Source organism: Streptomyces sp. WG5 (assembly GCF_049974565.1).
GTDB lineage: Bacteria > Actinomycetota > Actinomycetes > Streptomycetales > Streptomycetaceae > Streptomyces.
This window is the reverse complement of sequence record NZ_JBNGGC010000009.1, coordinates 42218-63824: the sequence shown is the minus strand read 5'-3', so window position 1 is coordinate 63824 and position 21607 is coordinate 42218. Positions and strand designations below refer to the sequence as shown.

Here is a 21607-nt window from a genome sequence, read left to right as displayed (position 1 = left end):
AGGCCACTGCCACTGTCCCGCGCGGGTCACGCGTCGTCCAGACCCCGTTCTATCGCGTACCGCACCAGCTCCACCCTGTTGTGCAGCTGGAGCTTGCCCAGGGTGTTCTGGACGTGGTTCTGCACGGTGCGGTGGGAGATGACGAGGCGTTCGGCGATCTGCTTGTAGCTCAGTCCCTTGGCCACCAGGCGCAGCACCTCGGTCTCGCGGTCGGTGAGCCGCGGCGCCCCGGGTTCACCGGTCTCCGCGGCGGGAGCCGGTTCGGAGGCGAGGCGCCGGTACTCGCCGAGGACCAGGCCGGCCAGCCCGGGGGTGAAGACCGGGTCGCCGAGGGCCGTGCGGCGCACCGCGTCCTGCAACTCCTCGGTGGAGGCCGACTTCAGCAGGTATCCGGTCGCCCCGGACTTCACCGCCTCCAGCACGTCGGCGTGTTCCCCGCTCGCGGAGAGCACGAGGACGCGCAGCTTCGGGTCCGCGCCGACGACCTCCTTGCAGACCTGGACGCCGGGCTTGCCGGGCAGGTTGAGGTCGAGCACGAGGACGTCGGGCGCGACGGCCCGGGCGCGGCGCACCGCCTGCTCGCCGTCGCCGGCGGTGGCGACCACGTCGAAGCCGGACTCGGCCAGGTCCCGGGCGACGGCGTCGCGCCACATCGGGTGGTCGTCGACCACCATGACCCTGATCGGTTCGTGTCGTTCGGTCATCGCTCCGCTGCCTTCCCCCGCGCGCTGGTACTGCTGGTCGTCTTCTTCGGTGCCTTCAGTTCGACCTCCGTGCCCTGGCCGGGCACCGAGATCAGCTCGGCCGTGCCGCCGAGGTCGCGCAGTCGGCCGCGGATCGAGAGGGCCACGCCGAGCCGCCCCTCGCCCTCCGCCTCGCTGAGCCGCCCCTCCGGGATGCCGGGCCCTTCGTCGCGGACGGTGACGATCACCTCGTCCGGCTCGTCCTCGACCAGGATCCACGCGCGCGCCTGCTCGCCGACGTGCCGGCGCACGTTGTCCAGGGCGGCCCCCACGGCGGCCGCGAGCTCCCGGGCCGCCAACGGGGCCAGCAGGACCGGCGCGCCGGGCTCGGCGAGGTTCACGAGGGAGCCCGCGTACGGGGCCAGCAGGGCGCGCAGGTCCACGGGACCGTCCGGATCGTCCCGCTCCGGTTCCTCCACGGCCCGTACGACCGCTCCCTCGGCGGTGTCCTCCGACACGCGGGAGACGGGCACCAGGCCGCCGGAGACCAGCGTGCGCAGCGCCACCTCCTGCTCACCGGCCATCCGGCCCAGCTCGGCCGCCTCACCGCCGATGACGGCGCCGCGCCGCTGCACCATCGCCAGCACCTGGAGCACGCTGTCGTGGATGTCCCGGGCGAGCCGCTCCCGTTCCCTGGTCGCCGCCTCGATCTCCAGGGCGCGGGCGAGGGTGCGCTCGGAGGCGCGGGCCACCTCGACGACGTAGCCGATGGCGATGGAGGCGACCCAGACGAGGACGACGTTGTGCACGGTGTCGCGGGCCGGGGTGCCGCGCTCGACCAGGTTGGCGACGGCGACGAGCGTGGAGGCGACGGCCGCCCAGCGCCAGCCGCCCTTGATGGCGAAGGCCAGGACGGAGCCGGCCGTCCATATCGACGGCAGGGTCGGGCCCCCGTTCATGACCCGCTCGTGCGCGTCGGCGAACGGCGTGAGCAGGATGCCGGTCAGCGCGATGGTGAGGTCGGCGGTGAGGAACCGCTTGGTGCAGCTCGCCGCACCCGCGACCTTGGGCAGGGTGGCCAGGGTCCAGACGAAGAGGACAGCGTAGTAGGCGACGGCGAGCCAGGGACGGGCGAAGCCGGAGTGGGCGGTGACGAAGAAGCCGATCGCGTACACCATGGTGAGCACGCGGTAGCCGGCGAGCGCGCGCCACAGCGGCTGCTCGACCGACATCCTCATGACTCTCTCGCGCCTGGCCATGTCCCCCCGTCCCCGGCCCGTACGTTCTTCCGTCCCGGCCGGCCGCTACCGGTCGCCGGACCGGTCCTGCTCGGCCGCCTCCTTCTCCTTGGCGGCCTGTTCCCTCTCCGCCTGCGCGAGCGCGGCCTTCGCCGCCCTGCCCGCCTCCTTCTCGGCCTTCGCCTCGTCCGCGAGCTGCCGCTTCATGGCGGTCGCGTACATGTCGACGTACTCCTGTCCGGAGAGCTTCATGATCTCGTACATGACCTCGTCGGTCACCGCGCGGAGCACGAAGCGGTCGTGCTCCATGCCCTGGTAGCGGGTGAAGTCGAGGGGCTTGCCGATGCGGATGCCGGGCCGCATCAGCTTGGGCACCACCTTGCCGGGCGGCTGGATCTTCTCGGTGTCGATCATGGCGACCGGGATGACGGGCGCGCCGGTGGCGAGCGCCACGCGCGCGAGGCCGCCCGGCTTGCCGCGGTAGAGGCGGCCGTCCGGGGAGCGCGTGCCCTCGGGGTAGATGCCGAACAGCTCGCCGCGCTCCAGCACCTCTATGCCGCTCTTGATGGCGGCCTCGCCCGCGCCGCGTGCCCCGGAGCGGTCCACGGGCAACTGGCCGACGCCCTTGAAGAAGGCGGCGGTCAGCCGGCCCTTGACCCCGGGGGTGTTGAAGTACTCGGCCTTGGCGATGAAGGTCACCTTGCGGTCGAGGACGGCGGGCAGGAAGAACGAGTCGGAGAACGACAGGTGGTTGCTCGCCAGAATGGCGGGGCCGTCGGCCGGAATGTGCTCCAGGCCTTCCACCCAGGGCCGGAAGGCGAGCTTCAGCGAACCTCCGACGGTGACCTTCATCGCGCCGTACAACAAGCGAGTGCCTCCTGTGTCTGTGGGTCAGACCCTATCCCGGGGCACCGTCAATGGCCCCGACGGCCCTGGTCGGTGTCAGTGCGGTCGCGTACGGTGAAGTACCCGCAAGTACCGCACCCGCAAGCACTACCTCCGCGTGTACCGCGCCCGCGTGTACCCCACCCGACGTGCCGGCCGTGCCGGCCCCTGACGACAGGAGACCGAGACGTGCCGGTCCTGCCCGGAGCCGAGCCGTTCCGCCACGAGGGCGGTGAGGTCGGTGTCCTCCTCTGCCACGGGTTCACCGGTTCCCCGCAGTCGCTGCGCCCCTGGGCCCGGTACCTCGCCGACCGCGGCCTGACCGTCGCGCTGCCGCTGCTGCCCGGGCACGGCACGCGCTGGCAGGACATGCAGGTCACCGGCTGGCAGGACTGGTACGCGGAGGTGGACCGCGAGCTGCGCGCCCTGCGGGAGCGCTGCGGGCGCGTCTTCGTGGCCGGCCTGTCCATGGGCGGCACGCTGGCGCTGCGGCTCGCGGCGAAGCACGGCGACGCCGTGTCGGGCGTCGTGGTCGTCAACCCGGCGAACCGGATGCACGGCGTCGCCCAGCACGCCCTTCCGGTCCTGCGCCACCTGCTGCCGGCGACGAAGGGCATCGCCAGTGACATCGCCAAGCCGCTCGGCACGGAGCTGGGGTACGACAGGGTGCCGCTGCACGCGGCGCACTCGCTGCGCGCGTTCTTCCGTCTCGCCGACGGCGACCTGCCGCAGGTGACCCAGCCGTTGCTGCTGCTGCGCAGCCCGCAGGACCATGTGGTGCCGCCCGCGGACTCGGCCCGCATCCTCGGCCGGGTGTCGTCGACGGACGTGACGGAGGTCCTGCTGGAACAGAGCTACCACGTGGCGACGTTGGACCACGACGCGGACCGGATCTTCGCGGAGAGCGTCGCGTTCATCGGCCGGCTCGCGCCCGGTTCCGTCGGGGATCCGGAGCCCGGTCTCGGCAAGGAAGGGACGGCCGCAGGTGGCTGAGCACGACTCCGACCGCGAGGACCGCGAGGAGCGGGACCTGGAGCGGGAGCGGGAGCACCGCGAGGGACGAGAGCGCGCGGCGGACCGCGGGCCCGAGGAGCAGGGCGTGCCCCTCGACGAGGACGCCGCCTGGGCCGCGATCGTCGCCGGGTACGGGGACGAGCCGCCGGACCCGCCGGGTGCGAAGCCGTTCAAGTCGGTGGAGGACCTGGCGCTCCTGGAGCCGGAGACCAACGACGACGAGCCCGGGGCGGACCGGCCGGCCTCGGCCCGGCCGCTGGGGGGCTCCGTGGCGTTCGCCCCCGGTGTCGGTCCCCGCGACCACACCCTGGCCGGGCCCTCGGACGACGATCTCGGCGAGGACGACGAGGGGCATTTCGTACCCCCCGAGCCCCCGCCGCTGCCCGAGGCCGACACCACCGCGAAGTTCGCCTGGCTGGGCGTGCTCGGCGGCCCGGTGCTGCTCCTGCTGGCGGTGCTGCTCGGCTGGGACATGAGCTGGTGGCTGGCGACCGCGAGCGTCGGCGGCTTCCTCGGCGGCTTCGCCACCCTGGTCATGCGGATGCGGACGGGTGACGAGGACGACGACGATCCGGGGCGGGGCGCGGTGGTCTAGGCGTGGTGACCCGCGGGGCCGTCAGGCGGCCCGGTGCGTGGGCGACGCGGGTACGCGGAGGGCGGTCAGGACCGGGAGGTGGTCCGTGGCCGCCCTCAGGTCGTCCTCGGCCACCCCGGGCAGGCCCAGCGGCACTCCGCAGCCCAGTACCTCGATGCCCTCCGTGACGAAGACCGCGTCGGTGCGCCGGTCGGGGGCGGCCGCGGAGAAGGTGTACTCGCCGCCCCAGGGTTCGGCGGTCCAGCAGTCCCGCAGACCGTCGCCGATCCGCCGGAAGGTGCGGCCGCCGGGGCGCTCGTTCAGGTCGCCGCCCGCCACCGCGTGCGTCACGCCGAGGCCGGCGAGCCGGTCGAGGAGCAGGCCCGCCTGCTCGTACCGCTCGTCCTGCCACAGCGACAGGTGACAGCTCAGGACGCCGAGGCGGGCCCCGCCGATGCGGACCACGGCGGTCGCGAGGCCGCGGCGGTGCCGGCCGGGGGTGAGCGGGAGCAGCACGTCCTCCGTGCGTTCGACGGTGGCGCGCAGGGAGCACAGGAGCGCGGGCCCGGCGGCGGTGCCGCCGCCGGACAGGAGTACCAGCCCGGATGCCGCCGCGAGCCGGGTGAGCTTCTTGCGCCAGCGGAAGAACCGGGGCGCCTCCTGCACGAGGACCAGGTCGGGGGCGCACGCGGCGATCACACGGGCGAGGGCGTCGGTGTCGTCCCGCATCGAGCGGATGTTGTAGCTGAGGACCCGGATGACGGCGGAACCGTCGGGTTCGGTGCGGGAGTTGGGGAGCGGTCGCAGCGACGTTGCCATGGGGGTCAATCTACGCTGTGACCGGGGCCCGGGCGCCCGGCAGCCCGGGGCGCGGGACGGGGCACGGCCGGCGGGTCGCGACGTGGCTTCGCGCCGCGGGGCGGAGCCGTGCGTCGGCTCCGCCCCGCGCCCCCGAGAGCGTGCACCGGCCGTCCGCTACATGATCGGGTCGGGTTCCCTCGCCAGGTCGGCCGCGCCCACCAGGCCGGCCTTGTTGCCGAGCTGGGCGGCGATCACGTCGGCGACCGGACGCCAGTTGCCGCCGACCAGCCACCGCTTGTACGACTTGCGGATCGGGTCGAGCACCAGGTCGCCCTCGTCGGAGAGGCCGCCGCCGACGATGAAGGCGGACGGGTCGAAGAGGGAGGCCAGGTCCGCGAGGCCGGCGCCGGCCCAGCGGGCCAGCTCGCGGTAGGAGTCGACGGCGACCGGGCAGCCCTGGCGGGCGGCGACGGAGATGTGCTTGCCCTCGATGCCGTCGGGCGTACCGTCACCGAGCGCGAGGAGCACCTCGGCGCGCTCGGGGGTGGCGTTGGCGCGCTGCTTGGCGTAGCGCACGAGGGCGCGGCCGGAGGCGTACTGCTCCCAGCAGCCCTGCGAGCCGCAGCCGCACAGCAGGCCGTCCGGCACCATGCGGATGTGGCCGAACTCGGCGGCCACGCCGAAGTGGCCGCGGCGCAGCTTGTTGCCGATGATGATGCCGCCGCCGAGGCCGGTGCCGAGGGTGATGCAGATGACGTTGCGGTGGCCCTTGCCGCCACCGAACCTGTACTCGCCCCAGGCCGCGGCGTTCGCGTCGTTCTCCACGACGACGGGAAGTCCGACGCGGGCCTGGACCTTCTCCTTGAGCGGCTCCTGGCGCCAGTCGATGTTGGGCGCGAAGTAGACCGTGGAGCGCTGCCGGTTGACGTATCCGGCGGCTCCGATGCCGACGCCGACGATCTCGTGTCCCGCGCGCGCGCCTTCCACCGCGGAGGCGATGGCGTCCACGATGCCCTCGGGCGTGCCCGGGGTCGGCACCTTGTGGGTCGAGAGGATGTTGCCTTCCTCGTCGACCACGCCGGCCGCGATCTTCGTGCCGCCGATGTCGACGCCGATGGTGAGTCCCATGAATCCCTCAGTTCGGTCGAGCCCCGCTATGGCCAACCGTACCCGAGGGGAGTGTCAGTCCAAGTCGATGCGCCGGCCCGGGCCGGTGCCCTCGTCGCCGTCGTCGCTTCCGTCGTCGCGCGGTTCGTCCAGGTCGCGGGGGTCGCGGGAGTCCCCGGGGGCGTCGCGTCCGGAGGGCCCGGCGGTCCAGCGGCGCTCTTGGTTCTGGACGGCGGAGCGGTAGGCGGCCAGGAGTTCGCCGCCGGCGGCCGCGAGGTGGTCGAAGACGTCCGGGTTGCGCTCGATGACCGGTTCGACGGCAGCCTTGGCCTGCTGGACGACCTGCCGGACCACCTGCTGGGCGGCCGGCCCGGCGACCTGGCCGAGCAGCGGGGACTGGAGGCCGGACAGCTTCTCCGCGACGGTGTCGACGAGCCGGCGCAGTTCCTCGGCGGCCGACCCGGGCGGCGGCCCGTACTCGGCCCGGCGGCGGGCCTTCTCCGCCTCCAGGTCCTCGGCGCACGCCGTCGCCCAGGCGTCGGCGTCGCCGGCCCGCACCTCGTCGACCGCGTCGGCCTCGTCGGGGCGGGCGGCCTCGGACGGGGGGAGCTCTTCGCTCATGACGGACTCCTGACTACGGTTCGTCCTTACGACGTTACCCGAAGGGGCGCGGCGCGTTCAGCGGCTCTGCGGCCACAGCCGCGGGTCCGGCCGGAAGCGGACGGCGAGGGCGTCCTCCCGCAGCGCGGCCCCGTCGACGGTGCAGCGGCGCAGCGCCGACGGCAGCGGGACGATCCTGCGGAAGGGTCCGGCGGTGAGGACCAGTTCGTCGCCGCGGCGGATCAGGTCGAGTTCGTCGCGTATGGCGCCGGGCAGGGGGATGCTCCAGACCAGCACGCCGTCTTCGGCCAGCCGGTCGGTGACCGGCCACTCGACCGGGCGGACGTCCGGGTTGACGCCCGGCGCGTCGAGCGCGGCGAGGTCGTCCGTGCCGCGCGGGTCGCGTCCGAGGTGGGCGGTGGTGCGGACGTCGTACGTGCCCTGCCACTCCTCCAGTGCCTTGCGCTGCTGGGCGAGGGGGCCGGTGAGCCAGCTGTCCGCCGGGGTGTCCTCGGGCAGGACGCGGTTGGCGACCAGCAGGTCGGTGCGCAGGCCGCGCAGGGCGAGGCCGAGGGTGGCCGAGCGGACGGCGTCCGCGCCGGCCGGGCCGGGCTCGGCGACCAGCCGTACGACGGTGTTCCGGTCGGCGAGGACGGCCTCGGTGGCGGCGAGTTCCAGGTCCCAGCGGGCGGCGGCCTCGTAGAGCGCCTCGGCGGGCATGGGGACGCCGGCGAGCCGGCCGAGGACGGGGCGCAGGGCGCGGGCGGCCTGCCGCTCGGGCGGGAGCAGGCGGCGCAGGTAGCGGCGCAGTTCCTCGGGCAGGGCGAGCAGGGCGAGGGCCCGGGGCGCGGGCGGCAGGTCGACGACGAGGAGTTCGTGGTGGTCACCGGGCTCGGCGAGGGCGGCGTCGCGCAGGCCGCGCAGCAGGGCGAGTTCGTCGGCGCCGGGCAGGGGGGTGAGCTCCTCGGGGTCGAGCCGGGTGGCGCCGAGCAGGTCGAGGGCGGAGGCGGCGCGGTCCTGGAGGGCGGCGAGGCCGTCCCGGAAGCCCTGCGCGGGGTCGGGCCGCCAGGCGGTGAGGCGGGGTTCGACGGTGATCGGTGCGGGGCCCGTGCGCACCCCGAGCACGGCGCCGAGGGTGTCGTCGCGGTCGGCGCCGAGGAGCAGGGTGCGGGTGCCCTGCCGGGCGGCGGCGAGCGCGGTGGCGGCGGCGACGGTGGTACGGCCACTGCCGCCGGGGCCGGTGATCAGGAGGGTGCGCATGAGGCTGAACGGTACCCGCGTGGGCGGTCGGTGAGCCGCCGGCCGTGTCCGGGGCACGGTTCCCGGCGCGCGGTGTCCCGGCGTTGCGGGGTCGCCCGGCGCCCTGGCCCCCGTACGGCGGGTACGCGCCCGGCGCCTCGGAGACCGCACGGCGTGCACGCACCCGGCGCTGCGGGGACCTCCGCCGCACCCGGCTTCGCCCGAGCGGGCGGCCGGCCCGTCGCCCCGGGGGTGCCGGATGCCGGGTGCCGAGGCCGGATGCCGGGTCGCCGGGGCCGGATGCCTGGTGCGTGATGCCTGGTGCCTCCCGGGCGTGCCCCGGGGGATGTCTCCCGGGCCGCCTCAGCCTCTGGGCGCGGGGAGGCAGACTGCCCGCGGCTGCCGCGGGGCTACTTCTCCCCCGACTCCACCCGCTTCTTCAGCCCCGCCAGCGCCCGGTCGATGATGACCTTCTCGGCCTTGCGCTTGATCATGCCGAGCATCGGGATCTTGACGTCGACCGTGAGCCGGTAGGTGACCTCCGTGCCCGCGCCCGCCGGCCGGAGCAGGTAGGAGCCGTCGAGGGAGCGCAGCATCTGGGACTTCACCAGTGTCCAGGACACCTCGTGCTCGCCGGTCCAGGTGTACCCCAGCGTCTGGTCGTCCTTGATCGCCCCGGCGTCCATGACCAGCCGGACCTGCTCGGCACGCCCCTGCGCGTCGGTCGCGAGGACCTCCGCCTCCTTCACCTCTCCGGTCCAGTCCGGGTAGCGGGCGAAGTCGGCGATCACCGCCATGACGTCGGCCGGTGCCGCCTCGATCGTGATGCTCGAGCTGGTGTGTTCCGCCATCGCCGTGGCTCCTCCAGATGCGGGCCGGTACTGAGGTCGTCGTGCGCCGTCGTGCGCACGTGTGCCGGGTGCAGGCTATCGCGCACGGGCGGGGCGGATGTCACCACCTACCTGCGCAAGTCCGGCCGCCGCCCGGGCCCGTTCCGGTTCACCACTCCAGCACCCACGGCCGCCCCGTCGACGCGAAGTGCCCGACGTTCACGCACTCGGTCGCCCCGATCCGCATCCGTCGCGCCAGCGGCTGGTGCACGTGCCCGAACAGGGCGTAGCGGGGACGGGTGCGGCGGATCGCGTCCAGCAGCGCGCGGCTGCCCCGCTCGAAGCGCCGCGCCACCGTGTCGTAGACCAGCTCCGGCACCTCCGGCGGGATGTGGGTGCAGAGCACGTCGACCTCGCCGACGGCCTCGATCTTGGCGGCGTACTCCTCGTCACCGATCTCGTACGGCGTGCGCATCGGGGTGCGCAGGCCGCCGCCGACGAAGCCGAAGACCCGGCCGCCGATCTCCACGCGTTCCCCGTCGAGCACGGTGGTGCCGGGGCCGGCGTACTCGCGCCACAGGGGCGGCATGTCGACGTTGCCGTAGGTGGCGTACGTCGGGGTGGGGAAGGCGGCGAACATCTCGGCGTACTGCCTGCGCACCGCGCCCTCGATCAGCTCCCTGCGGTCCCCGCCGGCGCCCGCCCACAGCCGCGCCTGGAACTCCCGCGCCTCCGCGAAGCGGCGGGCGGTGCGCAGTTCGACGATGCGGTCGGCGTTGGCGGCGCCGAACAGGTCGGGGAAGATGCCGCGCGAGTGGTCGGCGTAGTCGAGGAAGAGGACCAGGTCGCCGAGGCAGACCAGGGCGTCGGCGCCCTCGCCGGCCCGGGCCAGGTCGCGGGCGTTGCCGTGGACGTCGCTGATCACATGGACGCGGGTCGTCGTGTTGCGGGCCGGTGTGGGTGCCATGGCGATCAAGCGTAAGCAGCGCGCACCCGCTGTGAACAGGGGCGGTCGGACCTGCGGTTACTGGCTGGTCGGCTGATGATTCGACTACTGTGCGCAAAGCAAACCCCATCCGTGTGACGCAGCGAACATCTCGCGGGGACCCCCTGTCGGAGAAGCCATACCGGCGGGTAACGTCCGGGCAGTCCAGTCGTGCTCTGGATTTCGACATGTGAATCGACATGTGGTTCAGCATGTGATCAGCGTGTGATCATCCCGAGCACTTGCCCGAGCCTTGGACCGCACCGTCGCATCGCACAACGTCGTGGCGCCGGCGCCTTATGAGGAGCAGCAGTCTTGCGCGAGTTCAGCCTTCCGGCTTTGTACGAGGTCCCCGCGGACGGAAACCTGACCGACATCGTCCGCAGAAACGCCGCGCAGCACCCGGATGTCGCCGTCATCTCCCGCAAGGCGTCAGGCGTGTGGCAGGACGTGACCGCCCGTGACTTCCTCGCCGAGGTGCGCTCCGCCGCCAAGGGCCTCATCGCCTCCGGTGTCCAGCCGGGCGACCGGGTCGGACTGATGTCCCGTACGCGCTACGAGTGGACCCTGCTGGACTTCGCGATCTGGAGCGCGGGCGCGGTCACCGTGCCGGTGTACGAGACCAGCTCGCCCGAGCAGGTCCAGTGGATCCTCGGCGACTCGGGCGCCACGGCGTGCGTCGTGGAGTCCGCCGGGCACGCCGCCGCCGTCGAGTCGGTGCGCGAGCAGCTGCCCGCCCTCAAGCACGTCTGGCAGATCGACGCCGGGGCCGTGGAGGAGCTGGGGCGCCTGGGCCAGGACGTGACGGACCAGGCCGTCGAGGAGCGCGGCTCGATCGCGAAGGCCGACGACCCGGCGACCATCGTCTACACCTCCGGCACCACCGGCCGCCCCAAGGGCTGCGTCCTCACCCACCGCAGCTTCTTCGCCGAGTGCGGCAACGTCGTCGAGCGGCTGCGCCCGCTGTTCCGCACGGGCGAGTGCTCCGTCCTCCTCTTCCTCCCCCTCGCGCACGTCTTCGGGCGGCTGGTGCAGGTGGCGCCGATGATCGCGCCGATCAAGCTGGGCTGCGTCCCGGACATCAAGAACCTCACCGACGAGCTGGCCGCGTTCCGGCCCACGCTGATCCTCGGCGTGCCGCGCGTCTTCGAGAAGGTGTACAACTCGGCGCGCGCCAAGGCGCAGGCCGACGGCAAGGGCAGGATCTTCGACAAGGCCGCCGACACGGCGATCGCGTACAGCAGGGCCCTGGAAACCCCGTCCGGCCCGTCCCTCGGTCTGAGGATCAAGCACAAGATCTTCGACAAGCTCGTCTACGGCAAGCTCCGCACGGTCCTCGGCGGACGCGGCGAGTACGCCATCTCCGGCGGCGCCCCGCTGGGCGAGCGCCTCGGCCACTTCTTCCGCGGCATCGGCTTCACGGTCCTGGAGGGCTACGGCCTGACCGAGTCCTGCGCGGCCACCGCCTTCAACCCCTGGGACCGGCAGAAGATCGGCACGGTCGGCCAGCCGCTGCCCGGTTCCGTGGTGCGCATCGCGGACGACGGGGAGGTGCTGCTGCACGGCGAGCACCTGTTCAAGGAGTACTGGAACAACCCGGACGCGACGGCCGAGGCACTGGCCGACGGCTGGTTCCACACCGGTGACATCGGCACCCTGGACGAGGACGGCTTCCTCTCCATCACCGGCCGCAAGAAGGAGATCATCGTCACCGCCGGCGGCAAGAACGTGGCCCCGGCCGTGATCGAGGACCGCATCCGCGCGCACGCGCTGGTCGCGGAGTGCATGGTGGTCGGCGACGGGCGGCCGTTCGTGGGCGCGCTGGTCACCATCGACGAGGAGTTCCTCGGCCGCTGGTGCGCGGACCACGGCAAGCCCGCCGGTTCGACGGCGGCGTCGCTGCGGGAGGACCCGGATCTGCTCGCCGCCGTCCAGTCGGCCGTCGACGACGGCAACTCGGCGGTCTCCAAGGCGGAGTCGGTGCGGAAGTTCCGGGTGCTGTCCGCCCAGTTCACCGAGGACTCGGGGCACCTGACGCCGTCGCTGAAGCTGAAGCGGAACGTGGTGGCGAAGGACTACGCGGACGAGATCGAGGCGATCTACGCGAAGTAGGGGGCGGGGGCCGACTCGGGGAGGTGCCTCACTCGCCCGTTCGTCGGCGCGGTGAGCTGCCCCTCACCGGCCCTGGAGGGCCTCCAGGAACCTCTTGGCGACACCCCCGGCAGGCGTGGTCGGGTCGTTCGTCAGCACGACGTGCAGCGCCCACCCGAGGGCTTCCCGGCGGGCCTCGGTGCGCTTGCGCCACTCCTTGCCCATGCGGTGTCCGTCCCGCTCGAACGCGGCGTCCAGCCGCAGAATCTCACGTCCGATGATCTCGGGCGCCTGCTCGGTCATCCCTCTTGCCCTCCGTGGATCGGCGGCGCCGGTGACAGCCGGTGGCGGTGTCGGGGGCGCGGTGGCCGGGGAACGCGACCCGGTGTCGGGCGCCTTCCGGCGGCGCGGTGTCAGAGCAGCGCCCTCAAGTGCTCCGCCAGCAGGTCCCAGCGCCACTTCTCCTCGACCCAGGCCCGGCCCCGCTCCCCCATGCGGCGGCGCAGTTCCGCGTCTGCGAGGAGCGTGACGACGCGGTCGGCGGTCTGCTCCTCGGAGTCGCCGCGTACGACCCAGCCCGTCTCCCCGTCGAGCACCGCGTCCGGCGCGCCGCCCGAGTCCCCGGCGACGACGGGCAGGCCGGTCGCGGACGCCTCCAGGTAGACGATGCCGAGGCCCTCGACGTCGAGGCCGCCCCGGCGGGTCCGGCACGGCATGGCGAAGACGTCGCCGGCGCCGTAGTGCGCGGGCAGCTCGGACCAGGGGACGGCACCGGTGAAGTGGACGGACGCGGCGACGCCGGTCCCGGCGGCGAGGCGGCGCAGTTCCTTCTCGTAGGGGCCGCCGCCGACGATCAGCAGGACGGCGTCCGGCTCGGCGGCGAGGATGCGCGGCATGGCCCGGATCAGGGTGTCCTGGCCCTTGCGCGGCACCAGCCGTGAGACGCACACCACCACGGGCCGCCCGGTCAGTCCGAGCCGGGCCCGCACCTCGTCGCCGCCGCTGCCCGGGTGGAAGGTCTTCTCGTCGACGCCGGGCGGCAGCTGCGTCATCCGGGCGGCGGCCCGCGGGGTGAGCGCGCCCGCTATCCGGGAGCGCGTGTACTCGCCGAGGTAGGTGATCGTGTCCGTGGACTCCCCGATCCGGCGCAGCAGTTGCCGGGCGGCGGGCAGCTGCGCCCAGCCGGCCTCGTGCCCGTGGGTGGTGGCGACGATCCGCTCGGCCCCCGCCCTCCGCAGCGCCGGTGCCATCAGGCCGAGCGGCGCGGCCGCCCCGAACCACACCGACGTGCACCCGTGCTCGCGCAGCAGCCCGACGGCCCGCCGGGTCGCGCCCGGCGTCGGCAGCAGCATCGTCGTACGGTCCCGTACGACGGTGAAGGGCTGCTCGGCGTCGAAGGCGGCGGTGGCCTCCGTGCCCTCCCGGCCGCGCTTCCAGGTGGAGGCGTAGACGACCAGCCGCTCGGGATCCAGTCGCAGCGCCATGTTGTGCAGGAAGGCCTGGATGCCGCCCGGGCGGGGCGGGAAGTCGTTGGTCACGATCAAGGTCTTGCGCATCGCCGCCGACCCTACCGAACCCGCCGTCCGGGCCGGGGCCCGGCCGCCTCCTGTGGCACACGCACAGGTGTCCGGGTCATCATGGCCGCACGGCCCAGCACAGCACGGCACGCGGACGGGCAGGGAGCACGTGGAGACGACGGAGGCGAGGCGGTCATCGGCGTGGCTGGTGGCGGCCTGGGGCGTCACCCGGCTGGTGCTGCTGCTGTTCGTACTGAAAGTGCTGGTCTTCCCCGGGCCGGACGTCACCAGTGACGTGTCCGTCATCTACCGGGACTGGTACGAGGTCCTGCGCACCGGAACGTTTCCGCTGGACGACGTCACCTGGCAGTACCCGCCCGCCGCGGCCCTCGCGGTCCTCTCCCCCGCGCTGCTGCCCTTCCTGTCGTACCCGACGGCGTTCACCGTCCTGGCCTGTGCCGCGGACCTGGCCGTCCTCGCCCTGCTGTGGCGCTCGGGCCGGGGTCCCGGGCGCTCGCCGCGCGGTGCGTGGGTGTGGGTGGCGGGCGTGCCTCTGCTCGGTCCGACGGTGTACGCCCGCTACGACGTGATGGTCACCGCCGTCGCGGTGGCGGCGGTGCTCGCCGCCGGACGGCATCCGCGCGCGGCGGGGGCCCTGGCGGCCCTCGGGGCGCTGCTGAAGGTGTGGCCGGCGCTGGTGCTCCTCGGGATGCGCGGGCGCGCGCCGTGGGCCGCCGCCGTGCTGAGCGGCGCGGGGCTGGCGGCGCTGTTCGCGGTGGCCATGCCGGGGGCGTTCGCGTTCCTGACGTTCCAGCGCGAGCGGGGCACCGAGGTGGAGTCGCTGGGCTCGCTGGTCTTCCACGTCGCCCGGCACTTCGGCTGGGACGGCGAGGTGCTGCTCAACTACGGCTCGGTCGAGTTCCTCGGCCCGTACGTGGGCACGGTGAGCGCCGTCGCCCTCGCGCTCTCCGCCGTGGCGTTCGGCTGGCTGCTGCTGTGGCGGTCGGCCGCCCCGCGCTTCGCGGCGCACACGGCGGCGGACGCCGCGTTCGTGGCGGTGCTGATGTTCACGGTCACGAGCCGGGTGATCAGCCCGCAGTACATGGTGTGGCTGATCGGTCTCGCGGCGGCCTGCCGGTGCTTCGGGGCGAGCCGGATGCGGGTGCCGGCCGCTCTGGTGCTGGCGGCGAGCCCGGTGACGGTGCTGGAGTTCCCGGTCTTCTTCGCCCAGGTCGTCGCCAGTGATCCGCTCGGCGTCGCGCTGCTGTTCGTCCGCAACGGCCTGCTGGTCGCCGCGGTGCTCGTCGCGGCCCGCGCCCTGTGGCGCGACACGGTGCCGCACCGGGCCGGGGACCGGCGCGGCCGGCTCAGTCGAACTCCGCCCGCAGATACTCCCGCCACCGCGCCGTGAACTCCTCCGGCACCGTTCCGAGCACCTCGTCCATCGCGTCCTCGACCGCGCCCGCGCGGCCGTCGTGCGCGCCCACGGCGCGGTAGAAGGCGTCCAGGCGGTCCTCGCCCCACTGGTCGGCGATCATCCGGCAGGCCAGCCAGCCGCCCTCGTAGGCGCGGGCCAGTCCGTCCGCGTCGGCGGTGAAGCCGAAGTCCTCGTCGGCCGGCAGCCCGGCGGGGACCCGGCCCTCGGCGACGGCGCCGGCCGTCTCGGGGGCGGCCTGGGCGGGGGCGCGGCCGCTGCCGCGGTAGCCGACCCAGTCGGCGTAGCCCTCGGACAGCCACAGCGGGGTGGCGGCGGTGGTGTCGGCACGGGTGGCGACATGGGTGGTCTCGTGGGTGAGCACGACCTGCTTGCCGAGGGTGCCGAGCAGCCCGTACGCGTCGGGGTTGACGATGATCCGGTCCGCCGGGGCCTGTTCCCGGCCGCCCGTCTCGCCGGTGGTGACCGCCGCGATGCCCCGGTAGGACGAGGCGGGGGAGCCGAGCAGCCCCGCCATCCCCTCCAGCGACGCGGGCACGATGACGACAACCCGCCGGGCCCAGTCTCCGTCCCAGGCGTCCGCCACGGCCGGCACCGCCCGGTCGGCCAGGTCCGCGTAGCCGCGCAGCGCCCCGGTGGACTGCCCGACGCCGAGCACGAGGCTGTGCTCGCCCCGCACGACCCGGACCGCTCCCTGGTCCCACGGCTGCTGGCCGGACCGCTCGGCGGGCCGGTCGGAGACGACGGACCACCGCCCGTCCGCACCGTCCCGGCTCAGCCGCACCGTGCGGGCGGCGGCGACCGGCCCCCGGTCGTGGCCCTCGACGCGGTAGCGGAGCTCGACGTCGGCGGTGGCGGTGTCGCCGGTGCGGTCCACGTCCCGCACCCGGTACGACCACGCGGCCAGCGGCACCGCGCTCAGGTTGTCGAAGCCGGCCCCGGTGCCGGTGCGCGCGTAGGCGGCCCGGTCGTGGTCGAGGACGGCCGCCGCCCGCCGGTCCAGCACCCGCTGCACCTCGGCGCGGGCCGGGTCGGCGGCGGTCCGGCCGCCGCAGGCCACGAGGGAGACGAGCAGCAGGCACAGCGCCACCACGGAGGAACCCGACACCCGCCTTCGACCAGCCATCCTCCCGATCGTACGGGCGCCGGCCCGCGGGGAGGGCGCGGGGCGTGGAGGTCAGACCCGGGTGACCGACGAGACCGGCATCATGCCGACCGGGTCGTAGCGCACGGGGGCGCCGGGGTACGGCGCGTGGATCACCTGGCCGTTGCCGACGTACATGCCGATGTGGCTGGCGTCGTCCCGGTAGGCGACGAGGTCGCCGGGTTGTGCCTGGGCCAGCGGCACCCGCTGCCCGGCGCCGGACTGCGCCTGCGAGGTGCGCGGCAGGCCGATCCCGGCCTGTGCGTACGACCACTGGGTCAGGCCCGAACAGTCGAAACCGGTCGGCCCGTTGGCGCCCCAGACGTAGGGCTTGCCGAGGGCGGAGCGGGCGGCGGCGACGGCGGCCGCCGCGCGGCCGGAGGCGGGAGCGGCGTCGCCCGGGACGGCCCGGCCGGTGCCGTCGGCCAGGCCGGTGCGGCCGGAGCGGGAACCGCGGTCGTAGGCGGCTCGTTCGTCGTCCGGCAGGGAGTTGAGCAGCTCGCGGGCTTCGGCGAGCTTGCGCTCCACGGTCTTCTTGTGGGCGGCGACCGCCTTGCGGCTCTTCTCCAGCTCGGTGAGCTGGTGGCCGGCCTCGGCGCGGTCCTGGGCGAGGTCGCGCATGGCTCCCTGGAGCTCCCTCAGCTCACCGGCCTGGTGGGTGCTGATCCGGTCGAGCACGGAGGCCTTGTCCAGGTAGTCGTCCGGATCGGCGGAGAGCAGCAGCGCCAGCGACGGGTCCACGCCGCCGGAGCGGTACTGGGCACCCGCCATCGAACCGAGCGCGTCCCGCATGGTGTTGATCCGCGCCTGCTGCCGGGCGATCGAGTCCTGGGAGGCGTCGACCTCCGCGCGCAGGGCCTCGGTGCGCGCGTCGGCCTTGTTGTACGCCTCGGTCGCCTGCTCCGCCTCCCTGTGGAGACGGTCCACCTCCGCCCGCCTGTCGTCGTGCGGGGTGGCCGTGGCCGGTACGGCGCCCAGCACTGCGGCGGCGACGGACAGCAGGCCGACGGCAGCGGCGGTGCCGCGGTCGAGCCCGGTTGGTGCAAGGCGGCGATGGGACCCCACGGGAAGCCGCACTCCTTCCGCTGGCGGACGGGGAAACGCGGCAGACAGTAACCCCGCGGCGGGGCACCGGCCAACGACCTCCGGGGTCGCTCAGCACGGCGCCCCGCCGCTGACGCAGGTCACCGGCGGGGCGGGAGTCACACGGCCGTGCTGTGATTCGCCCGAACGGGCGGCACTGCCAGGGCGATTTCAGGTGTGCGCGGGGCGCGGCTCAGCTCAGACCCGGACGCCGAACATGAAGGGGCCGCCGATGGTGTTCATCGACTCGTAGCGCACGAGCGTGCCGCTGCGCGGTGCGTGCAGGACCTGGCCGTTGCCGGCGTAGAGGCCGACGTGGTGCAGGTCGTTGAAGAAGAAGACGAGGTCGCCGACCTGCAGCTGGCTCATCGAGGAGATCCGCGTGCCCGCGCCGGTCTGCGCCTCGGAGGTACGCGGGATGGCGACGCCGGCCTGGGCGTAGGCCCAGGAGGTCAGGCCGGAGCAGTCGAAGGAGGACGGGCCGGTGGCGCCCCAGACGTAGGGCGAGCCGATCTTGCTCTGGGCGGCGGCGAAGGCGGCGGCGGCCCGGCCGGAGGCGGGCTTCCCGGAGGGGGCCCCGGTGCCGGAGAGGGCCTGGCGCTCGCTGCTGCGGGTGGAGCGCTGCTCCTCGTCCTGGAGGGCGGCCTTCTCCTGTGCGGTGAGCGTGTTGAGCAGCTTCTGCGCGGAGGCGAGCTTGCCCTGGACTTCCTTCTTCTTATTGCCCAGTTCGGTGCGGGTGGAGGCGAGGTCCTTGAGCTTCCCGCCGGCCTCGGAGCGCTGCTGGGCGAGGTCGCGCTGCTTCACCTGGATCTTCTTCAGCGCCTCGACCTGCTGACCGCTCAGCTGGTCGAGCGTGGAGGCCTTGTCCAGGTAGTCGTCCGGGTCGGCCGAGAGGAAGAGCTGGAGGGAGGGGTCTATGCCGCCGGTGCGGTACTGGGCGCTGGCCATCGAACCGAGGCCGTCGCGCAGCTCGTTGAGCTCCTTCTGGCCGCGGGCGACGTTGTCCTGGATCGTGGAGATCTCCTTCTGGAGCTTCTCCTGCTTCTCCTTGGCGCCGTTGTACTTCTCGGTGGCCTTCTCCGCCTCTTCGTAGAGCTTGTCGACCTTGGCCTTGACCTCGTCCTTGCTCGGCTTCTCGCTCGGGGCGGCGTTGGCGGCCTGCGAGCTGAGAGCGACGGCGGCGGCGGCAGCGGTGGTGAGCACGGTCACGCGCGTGCGGCTCGGCTGCTTGGGACGACGGTGGGACGCCACGGAGACGAGCTCCTTCTTGAGAGGGATCACCCGTGCGAGGGTTCGATGGCTGACCCTAGTGACCCACTCGTGATCAGTTCAAATCCTCCGCCGAAAAATCCCGGTTACGCACCGCATTCTTTGCCACAACTCACCAGCAGTAACCTCTACTTGACGCTACGTTGCGTGACGGTTCCGTCAATTCAGGCATAGTCGGCCTACGTTACGGTTGGTACGAAAGTGTGACCGGAGTCAGGAAAGGCGCTTGAGGAGCACCGCGGACGCCACCGGGCGTGCGCCGGCGCGGGCCACGCCGTCGGCGACCTCGCGGTCGGTGGAGACGACGATGACCGGCCGGCCCGGCGGCTCGGCCCGCACCAGCTGGCGGATCAGCTCGTCGGCGGTGACGCCGGGCTTGGAGAACAGCACCCGCACCCCGCGCGGCGGCGCGAGCAGCACCGGTGCCACCAGTTCGGCGCCGTCGAAGACACAGGTCATCTCGGCGCCGGTCTGCGCGGCGAGCTGGGAGAGCTGGCCGAGCAGTCTGAGCCGCTGCTTCTCCAGCGGCATCTGGGGATAACCGGTCTTGGTGACGTTGTAGCCGTCGACGACCAGGTGCGCCTGGGGCAGCGCGAGCAACTGGTCGAGGATGGCCGGGTCGTTCTCGGACAGCGCGCGGGCGGCGATGTCCTTGGGGGTCATCCGGCCCGGCTCGACCGCGTCCACCGTCTCGGCGGGCCGCACCGACACCGGGGGCAGCGCGAGTTCCCTGCGCAGCCCCTGCGTCGCGTCCAGCAGGGTGTCCAGCAGCAGCCGCACCCTCATGTCCTCGACGCTGCGTCCCTCGCGGGCCGCCCTGCGGGCGGCCTCCAGGGCGGCCTCGGCCTCCCCCAGCCGGGTCCTGAGCCGCCGGGTCTCGCTCTCGGCGGCGGACACCTGGGCGTGCCCCTCGGCGCGTACGGCGTCGATCTCGGCCCGGATCTTGCGCAGCGCGGCCTCGCCGCGCTTGACGTCGCTGAGGGCGGAGCGCAGCTTGCGGTGCAGCGACTCGGCCTCCCGCTTCGCCGCGTCCAGCTCCGCGCGCAGCCGCTCGGTCTCGGTCCTGGTGTGCTCCCGGGCCCGGGCCAGTTCCTCGCGCAGCCGCTCCAGTTCGGCGCGGCTCTCCTCGTCGGCGCGCTCGGCGTCCGCGCGCTGCGCCTCCTCGCCGGCGGCGGTCACCAGCTTGACCCAGCCGTGCGGTCGCAGGACGTAGGCCGCGGCCGCCACGTCGAGCGGGTCGGCGGCGGGCGGCGGGGAGCCGGCGTCCAGGGCGTCGGCCAGTTCCGGCTGGGCCTCCCTGAGCTTCTCGCCGATGCGCCGGCGGAACAGCGGGGCCGTCTCCACGGCGGCGGCCATGGCGTTGCCGGCGAACTTGGCCCGGCGGTTCGGGGCGAACCGGGCGTACTGTCTCAGCTGTGCGGGCAGTTCAGCGAGGGTGAGTCCGCCGAAGCCGTCGGACACGATCTGCACGACCCTGCGGCGCACGCCGTCGGGCAGCGGCCGGTCGAGCACCTCGGCGGCGCCGTCGCCCGGCTCCCCGCCCTGTGTCTCCACCATCCGTCACCCCAATGCCTCTGCGTGATCCCGTGCGGGATCACCTCATGCGGGGGCCGCTCCCGTCATCAGGAGGCGGCACCCGGCCTGTCCACGAGTTCCACCTGGTCCACGGCGTTGCACCAGCGACACCGCACCGACTCGATGGTCTCACTGAGCACCTCGCGCTCCTCGACCTGCGGCTCACCGGCCAGATCGAGGTGTACGTACTCGACGACCTTCGAGGCCCGGGTCACGTCGAAGCGGGTGAGGTTGCCGCAGAGGGTGCAGCGCCACCGCGTCGTGTCGGTCGGCAGGGGAACCGTCATCGTGGCTGTTCGCTCTCTTCCAGTGTCGGTGACCCGCCGGGTTCCCCCGGCGCGTGTGGCTCGTAACCCTACGGCCTGGCGGGTACCCGACGCCCGCGTGTCCACGGCGGCGAGGCGGTCCGGGCGGTTGCGTCCCGTTACGTCATGCTCTGTGTCCATGATCCGCAACTGGCGCACGGCGGCCCTCAGGAAGGTCAGGACGCTCGGCACGGCCCGGACGGCCCGGACGGCCCGCACCGCCCGAGGCCGGACGGCGCCGGTGACGTACGGGCTGATCACCCTGTGCTGTCTGCTGTTCCTGGTCAGCCCGGCGGCGGGCCTGAATCCCGCGTACGGCACCGGGGACGAGCTGCTCGCCGCGCAGCACGCCCACTTCCGGCGCTGGGGTGTGATCCCCGCTGAGCTGTTCGAGGACTCCCCCGGATCCGCCCTCACCCCCGCCACGGCGCTGTTCGTCCACGGCAGCTGGGTGCACCTGCTGGGCAACATGCTCTTCCTCCACGTCTTCGGCGCGATGGCCGAGGAGCGGATGGGCCGGCTCCAGTTCGCCCTGTTCTACCTCGGCTGCGGCTACCTGGCCCTGCTCGGTTACGCGGGGGCCAACGCCCACTCCCCGCAGTCCCTGGTCGGCGCCTCGGGGGCGATCTCCGCGGTCCTCGGCGCGTTCCTCTTCCTCTTCCCGCACGCCCGGGTGACCAGCCTCCTGCCCTTCCTCTTCTTCCTCCCGCTGCGCTTCCCCGCCTGGCTGGTGCTGCCGTTCTGGGCGGCCCTGCAGTGGATGGCGGCGGGGCGGGCCGGCGACGGCCCCGGGGTGGCGTACCTCGCGCACCTGGTGGGCTTCGGGCTGGGCTTCGCCTTCGCCTGGGTGCGGTTCGGGCGTACGACTAGAGTGAGAAGCGTTCCAGTGGCGGCCCCCGAGGGAGAGAAACAACCGTGATCAGCGCGATCGTCCTCATCAAGACCAGCGTGGACCGGATCCCCGAGATCGCGGAGCAGATCGCCGCGCTGGAGAACGTCAGCGAGGTCTTCTCCGTCACCGGCACCTACGACCTGATCGCCATGGTGCGGGTGAGCCGGCACGAGGACCTGGCCGAGGTCATCCCCGGCCGGATCAGCAAGATCCCGGGCGTGGAGGGCACGGACACGCACGTGGCGTTCCGGACGTACTCGCAGCACGACCTGGAGGCGGCCTTCGCCATCGGGCTCGACAACTGACTCCGGCGGATACCGGCAGTCGATGAAGAGTTCTT

General features: G+C 73.5%; 22 protein-coding genes. 6 read left to right on the top strand and 16 right to left on the bottom strand.

The features are described from left to right. Positions 1 to 26 precede the first annotated feature (26 nt). Genes ACP4IX_RS11405 through ACP4IX_RS11395 form a run of 3 tightly spaced genes read right to left on the bottom strand, consistent with a single transcriptional unit; the run spans position 27 to position 2773 of the window. Positions 27 to 704 (bottom strand): response regulator, encoded by a 678-nt coding sequence (locus ACP4IX_RS11405; protein WP_426555421.1) that lies wholly within the window; start codon positions 702 to 704, stop codon positions 27 to 29. Beyond that, positions 701 to 1942 (bottom strand): MacS family sensor histidine kinase, encoded by a 1242-nt coding sequence (gene macS / locus ACP4IX_RS11400; protein ID WP_426555420.1) that lies wholly within the window; start codon positions 1940 to 1942, stop codon positions 701 to 703. The genes ACP4IX_RS11405 and macS overlap by 4 nt, the downstream gene beginning before the upstream one ends. Positions 1943 to 1987: 45 nt before the next feature. Further along, on the bottom strand, positions 1988 to 2773 hold the full coding sequence (locus tag ACP4IX_RS11395) for a lysophospholipid acyltransferase family protein (RefSeq protein WP_426522969.1): 786 nt from the start codon (positions 2771 to 2773) through the stop codon (positions 1988 to 1990). A gap of 222 nt (positions 2774 to 2995) precedes the next feature. Here ACP4IX_RS11395 and ACP4IX_RS11390 point away from each other — a divergent pair, with 222 nt between their 5' ends. After that, a complete protein-coding gene (locus ACP4IX_RS11390; RefSeq protein ID WP_426522958.1) occupies positions 2996 to 3799 on the top strand; it encodes an alpha/beta hydrolase in 804 nt (267 codons plus the stop codon). Continuing rightward, positions 3792 to 4415 (top strand): hypothetical protein, encoded by a 624-nt coding sequence (locus ACP4IX_RS11385; RefSeq protein ID WP_426522959.1) that lies wholly within the window; start codon positions 3792 to 3794, stop codon positions 4413 to 4415. The genes ACP4IX_RS11390 and ACP4IX_RS11385 overlap by 8 nt, the downstream gene beginning before the upstream one ends. A 21-nt stretch (positions 4416 to 4436) precedes the next feature. On the opposite strand, the gene ACP4IX_RS11380 is transcribed toward ACP4IX_RS11385, so the two are convergent. The 6 genes from ACP4IX_RS11380 to ACP4IX_RS11355 all read right to left on the bottom strand — a co-directional run bounded on the left by ACP4IX_RS11380 (position 4437) and on the right by ACP4IX_RS11355 (position 9938). Next, on the bottom strand, positions 4437 to 5213 hold the full coding sequence (locus ACP4IX_RS11380; RefSeq protein ID WP_426522960.1) for an endonuclease/exonuclease/phosphatase family protein: 777 nt from the start codon (positions 5211 to 5213) through the stop codon (positions 4437 to 4439). Between the two features lie 156 nt (positions 5214 to 5369). After that, on the bottom strand, positions 5370 to 6323 hold the full coding sequence (locus ACP4IX_RS11375; RefSeq protein WP_426526074.1) for an ROK family glucokinase: 954 nt from the start codon (positions 6321 to 6323) through the stop codon (positions 5370 to 5372). Positions 6324 to 6377: 54 nt separating this feature from the next. Continuing rightward, a complete protein-coding gene (locus tag ACP4IX_RS11370; protein WP_426526076.1) occupies positions 6378 to 6923 on the bottom strand; it encodes a DUF5304 domain-containing protein in 546 nt (181 codons plus the stop codon). Positions 6924 to 6980: 57 nt separating this feature from the next. Then, positions 6981 to 8162, bottom strand: coding sequence for an ArsA family ATPase (locus ACP4IX_RS11365; protein ID WP_426526078.1), 1182 nt, complete (start codon positions 8160 to 8162; stop codon positions 6981 to 6983). A gap of 389 nt (positions 8163 to 8551) precedes the next feature. Next, positions 8552 to 8992: an SRPBCC family protein gene (locus ACP4IX_RS11360; protein ID WP_426526080.1), complete on the bottom strand. Its 441-nt coding sequence runs from the start codon at positions 8990 to 8992 to the stop codon at positions 8552 to 8554. A gap of 148 nt (positions 8993 to 9140) precedes the next feature. Next, complete coding sequence (locus tag ACP4IX_RS11355) at positions 9141 to 9938, bottom strand: metallophosphoesterase family protein (RefSeq protein WP_426555419.1); 798 nt, start codon at positions 9936 to 9938, stop codon at positions 9141 to 9143. A 333-nt stretch (positions 9939 to 10271) separates the two neighbouring features. Between ACP4IX_RS11355 and ACP4IX_RS11350 the strand changes: the two genes are divergently transcribed. After that, positions 10272 to 12068, top strand: coding sequence for an AMP-dependent synthetase/ligase (locus ACP4IX_RS11350; RefSeq protein ID WP_426555418.1), 1797 nt, complete (start codon positions 10272 to 10274; stop codon positions 12066 to 12068). A 63-nt stretch (positions 12069 to 12131) separates the two neighbouring features. Here the strand turns inward: ACP4IX_RS11350 and ACP4IX_RS11345 are convergent, their stop codons facing one another. Together ACP4IX_RS11345 and ACP4IX_RS11340 are read right to left on the bottom strand one after the other, a co-directional pair. Further along, entirely contained in the window at positions 12132 to 12350 is a 219-nt protein-coding gene (locus ACP4IX_RS11345; RefSeq protein WP_426526085.1) for a hypothetical protein, read from the bottom strand. Positions 12351 to 12460: 110 nt separating this feature from the next. After that, positions 12461 to 13603: a glycosyltransferase family 4 protein gene (locus tag ACP4IX_RS11340; protein ID WP_426555417.1), complete on the bottom strand. Its 1143-nt coding sequence runs from the start codon at positions 13601 to 13603 to the stop codon at positions 12461 to 12463. Positions 13604 to 13733: 130 nt separating this feature from the next. On the opposite strand from ACP4IX_RS11340, the gene ACP4IX_RS11335 reads away from it, so the two are divergent. Beyond that, positions 13734 to 14975: a glycosyltransferase 87 family protein gene (locus ACP4IX_RS11335; protein ID WP_426555416.1), complete on the top strand. Its 1242-nt coding sequence runs from the start codon at positions 13734 to 13736 to the stop codon at positions 14973 to 14975. Here the strand turns inward: ACP4IX_RS11335 and ACP4IX_RS11330 are convergent. From ACP4IX_RS11330 to ACP4IX_RS11310, 5 genes are all read right to left on the bottom strand, one after another. Next, the gene (locus ACP4IX_RS11330) at positions 14932 to 16125 is read right to left on the bottom strand and encodes a hypothetical protein (RefSeq protein ID WP_426555415.1); all 1194 of its coding nucleotides are present in this window, start codon (positions 16123 to 16125) and stop codon (positions 14932 to 14934) included. The genes ACP4IX_RS11335 and ACP4IX_RS11330 overlap by 44 nt on opposite strands. A gap of 51 nt (positions 16126 to 16176) precedes the next feature. Continuing rightward, positions 16177 to 17208 (bottom strand): NlpC/P60 family protein, encoded by a 1032-nt coding sequence (locus ACP4IX_RS11325; RefSeq protein WP_426526093.1) that lies wholly within the window; start codon positions 17206 to 17208, stop codon positions 16177 to 16179. Between the two features lie 216 nt (positions 17209 to 17424). After that, a complete protein-coding gene (locus ACP4IX_RS11320; protein ID WP_426526136.1) occupies positions 17425 to 18477 on the bottom strand; it encodes an NlpC/P60 family protein in 1053 nt (350 codons plus the stop codon). 231 nt (positions 18478 to 18708) lie between these two features. Next, positions 18709 to 20052, bottom strand: coding sequence for an NYN domain-containing protein (locus ACP4IX_RS11315; protein ID WP_426526095.1), 1344 nt, complete (start codon positions 20050 to 20052; stop codon positions 18709 to 18711). Between the two features lie 65 nt (positions 20053 to 20117). Further along, entirely contained in the window at positions 20118 to 20357 is a 240-nt protein-coding gene (locus ACP4IX_RS11310; protein WP_395573676.1) for a hypothetical protein, read from the bottom strand. A 157-nt stretch (positions 20358 to 20514) separates the two neighbouring features. Between ACP4IX_RS11310 and ACP4IX_RS11305 the strand changes: the two genes are divergently transcribed. Together ACP4IX_RS11305 and ACP4IX_RS11300 are read left to right on the top strand one after the other, a co-directional pair. Next, the gene (locus tag ACP4IX_RS11305; protein ID WP_426555414.1) at positions 20515 to 21294 is read left to right on the top strand and encodes a rhomboid family intramembrane serine protease; all 780 of its coding nucleotides are present in this window, start codon (positions 20515 to 20517) and stop codon (positions 21292 to 21294) included. Further along, positions 21291 to 21572, top strand: coding sequence for an Lrp/AsnC family transcriptional regulator (locus ACP4IX_RS11300; protein ID WP_426526099.1), 282 nt, complete (start codon positions 21291 to 21293; stop codon positions 21570 to 21572). Before ACP4IX_RS11305 ends, ACP4IX_RS11300 begins: the two co-directional genes overlap by 4 nt. Positions 21573 to 21607: the final 35 nt, after the last annotated feature.

Coding starts and splice junctions, on each gene's coding strand:
- ACP4IX_RS11405 (WP_426555421.1), bottom strand. CDS start 704: ATGACCGAACGACACGAACCGATCAGGGTCATGGTGGTCGACGACCAC.
- macS (WP_426555420.1), bottom strand. CDS start 1,942: ATGGCCAGGCGCGAGAGAGTCATGAGGATGTCGGTCGAGCAGCCGCTG.
- ACP4IX_RS11395 (WP_426522969.1), bottom strand. CDS start 2,773: ATGAAGGTCACCGTCGGAGGTTCGCTGAAGCTCGCCTTCCGGCCCTGG.
- ACP4IX_RS11380 (WP_426522960.1), bottom strand. CDS start 5,213: ATGGCAACGTCGCTGCGACCGCTCCCCAACTCCCGCACCGAACCCGAC.
- ACP4IX_RS11375 (WP_426526074.1), bottom strand. CDS start 6,323: ATGGGACTCACCATCGGCGTCGACATCGGCGGCACGAAGATCGCGGCC.
- ACP4IX_RS11370 (WP_426526076.1), bottom strand. CDS start 6,923: ATGAGCGAAGAGCTCCCCCCGTCCGAGGCCGCCCGCCCCGACGAGGCC.
- ACP4IX_RS11365 (WP_426526078.1), bottom strand. CDS start 8,162: ATGCGCACCCTCCTGATCACCGGCCCCGGCGGCAGTGGCCGTACCACC.
- ACP4IX_RS11360 (WP_426526080.1), bottom strand. CDS start 8,992: ATGGCGGAACACACCAGCTCGAGCATCACGATCGAGGCGGCACCGGCC.
- ACP4IX_RS11355 (WP_426555419.1), bottom strand. CDS start 9,938: ATGGCACCCACACCGGCCCGCAACACGACGACCCGCGTCCATGTGATC.
- ACP4IX_RS11345 (WP_426526085.1), bottom strand. CDS start 12,350: ATGACCGAGCAGGCGCCCGAGATCATCGGACGTGAGATTCTGCGGCTG.
- ACP4IX_RS11340 (WP_426555417.1), bottom strand. CDS start 13,603: ATGCGCAAGACCTTGATCGTGACCAACGACTTCCCGCCCCGCCCGGGC.
- ACP4IX_RS11330 (WP_426555415.1), bottom strand. CDS start 16,125: ATGGCTGGTCGAAGGCGGGTGTCGGGTTCCTCCGTGGTGGCGCTGTGC.
- ACP4IX_RS11315 (WP_426526095.1), bottom strand. CDS start 20,052: ATGGTGGAGACACAGGGCGGGGAGCCGGGCGACGGCGCCGCCGAGGTG.
- ACP4IX_RS11310 (WP_395573676.1), bottom strand. CDS start 20,357: ATGACGGTTCCCCTGCCGACCGACACGACGCGGTGGCGCTGCACCCTC.
- ACP4IX_RS11305 (WP_426555414.1), top strand. CDS start 20,515: ATGATCCGCAACTGGCGCACGGCGGCCCTCAGGAAGGTCAGGACGCTC.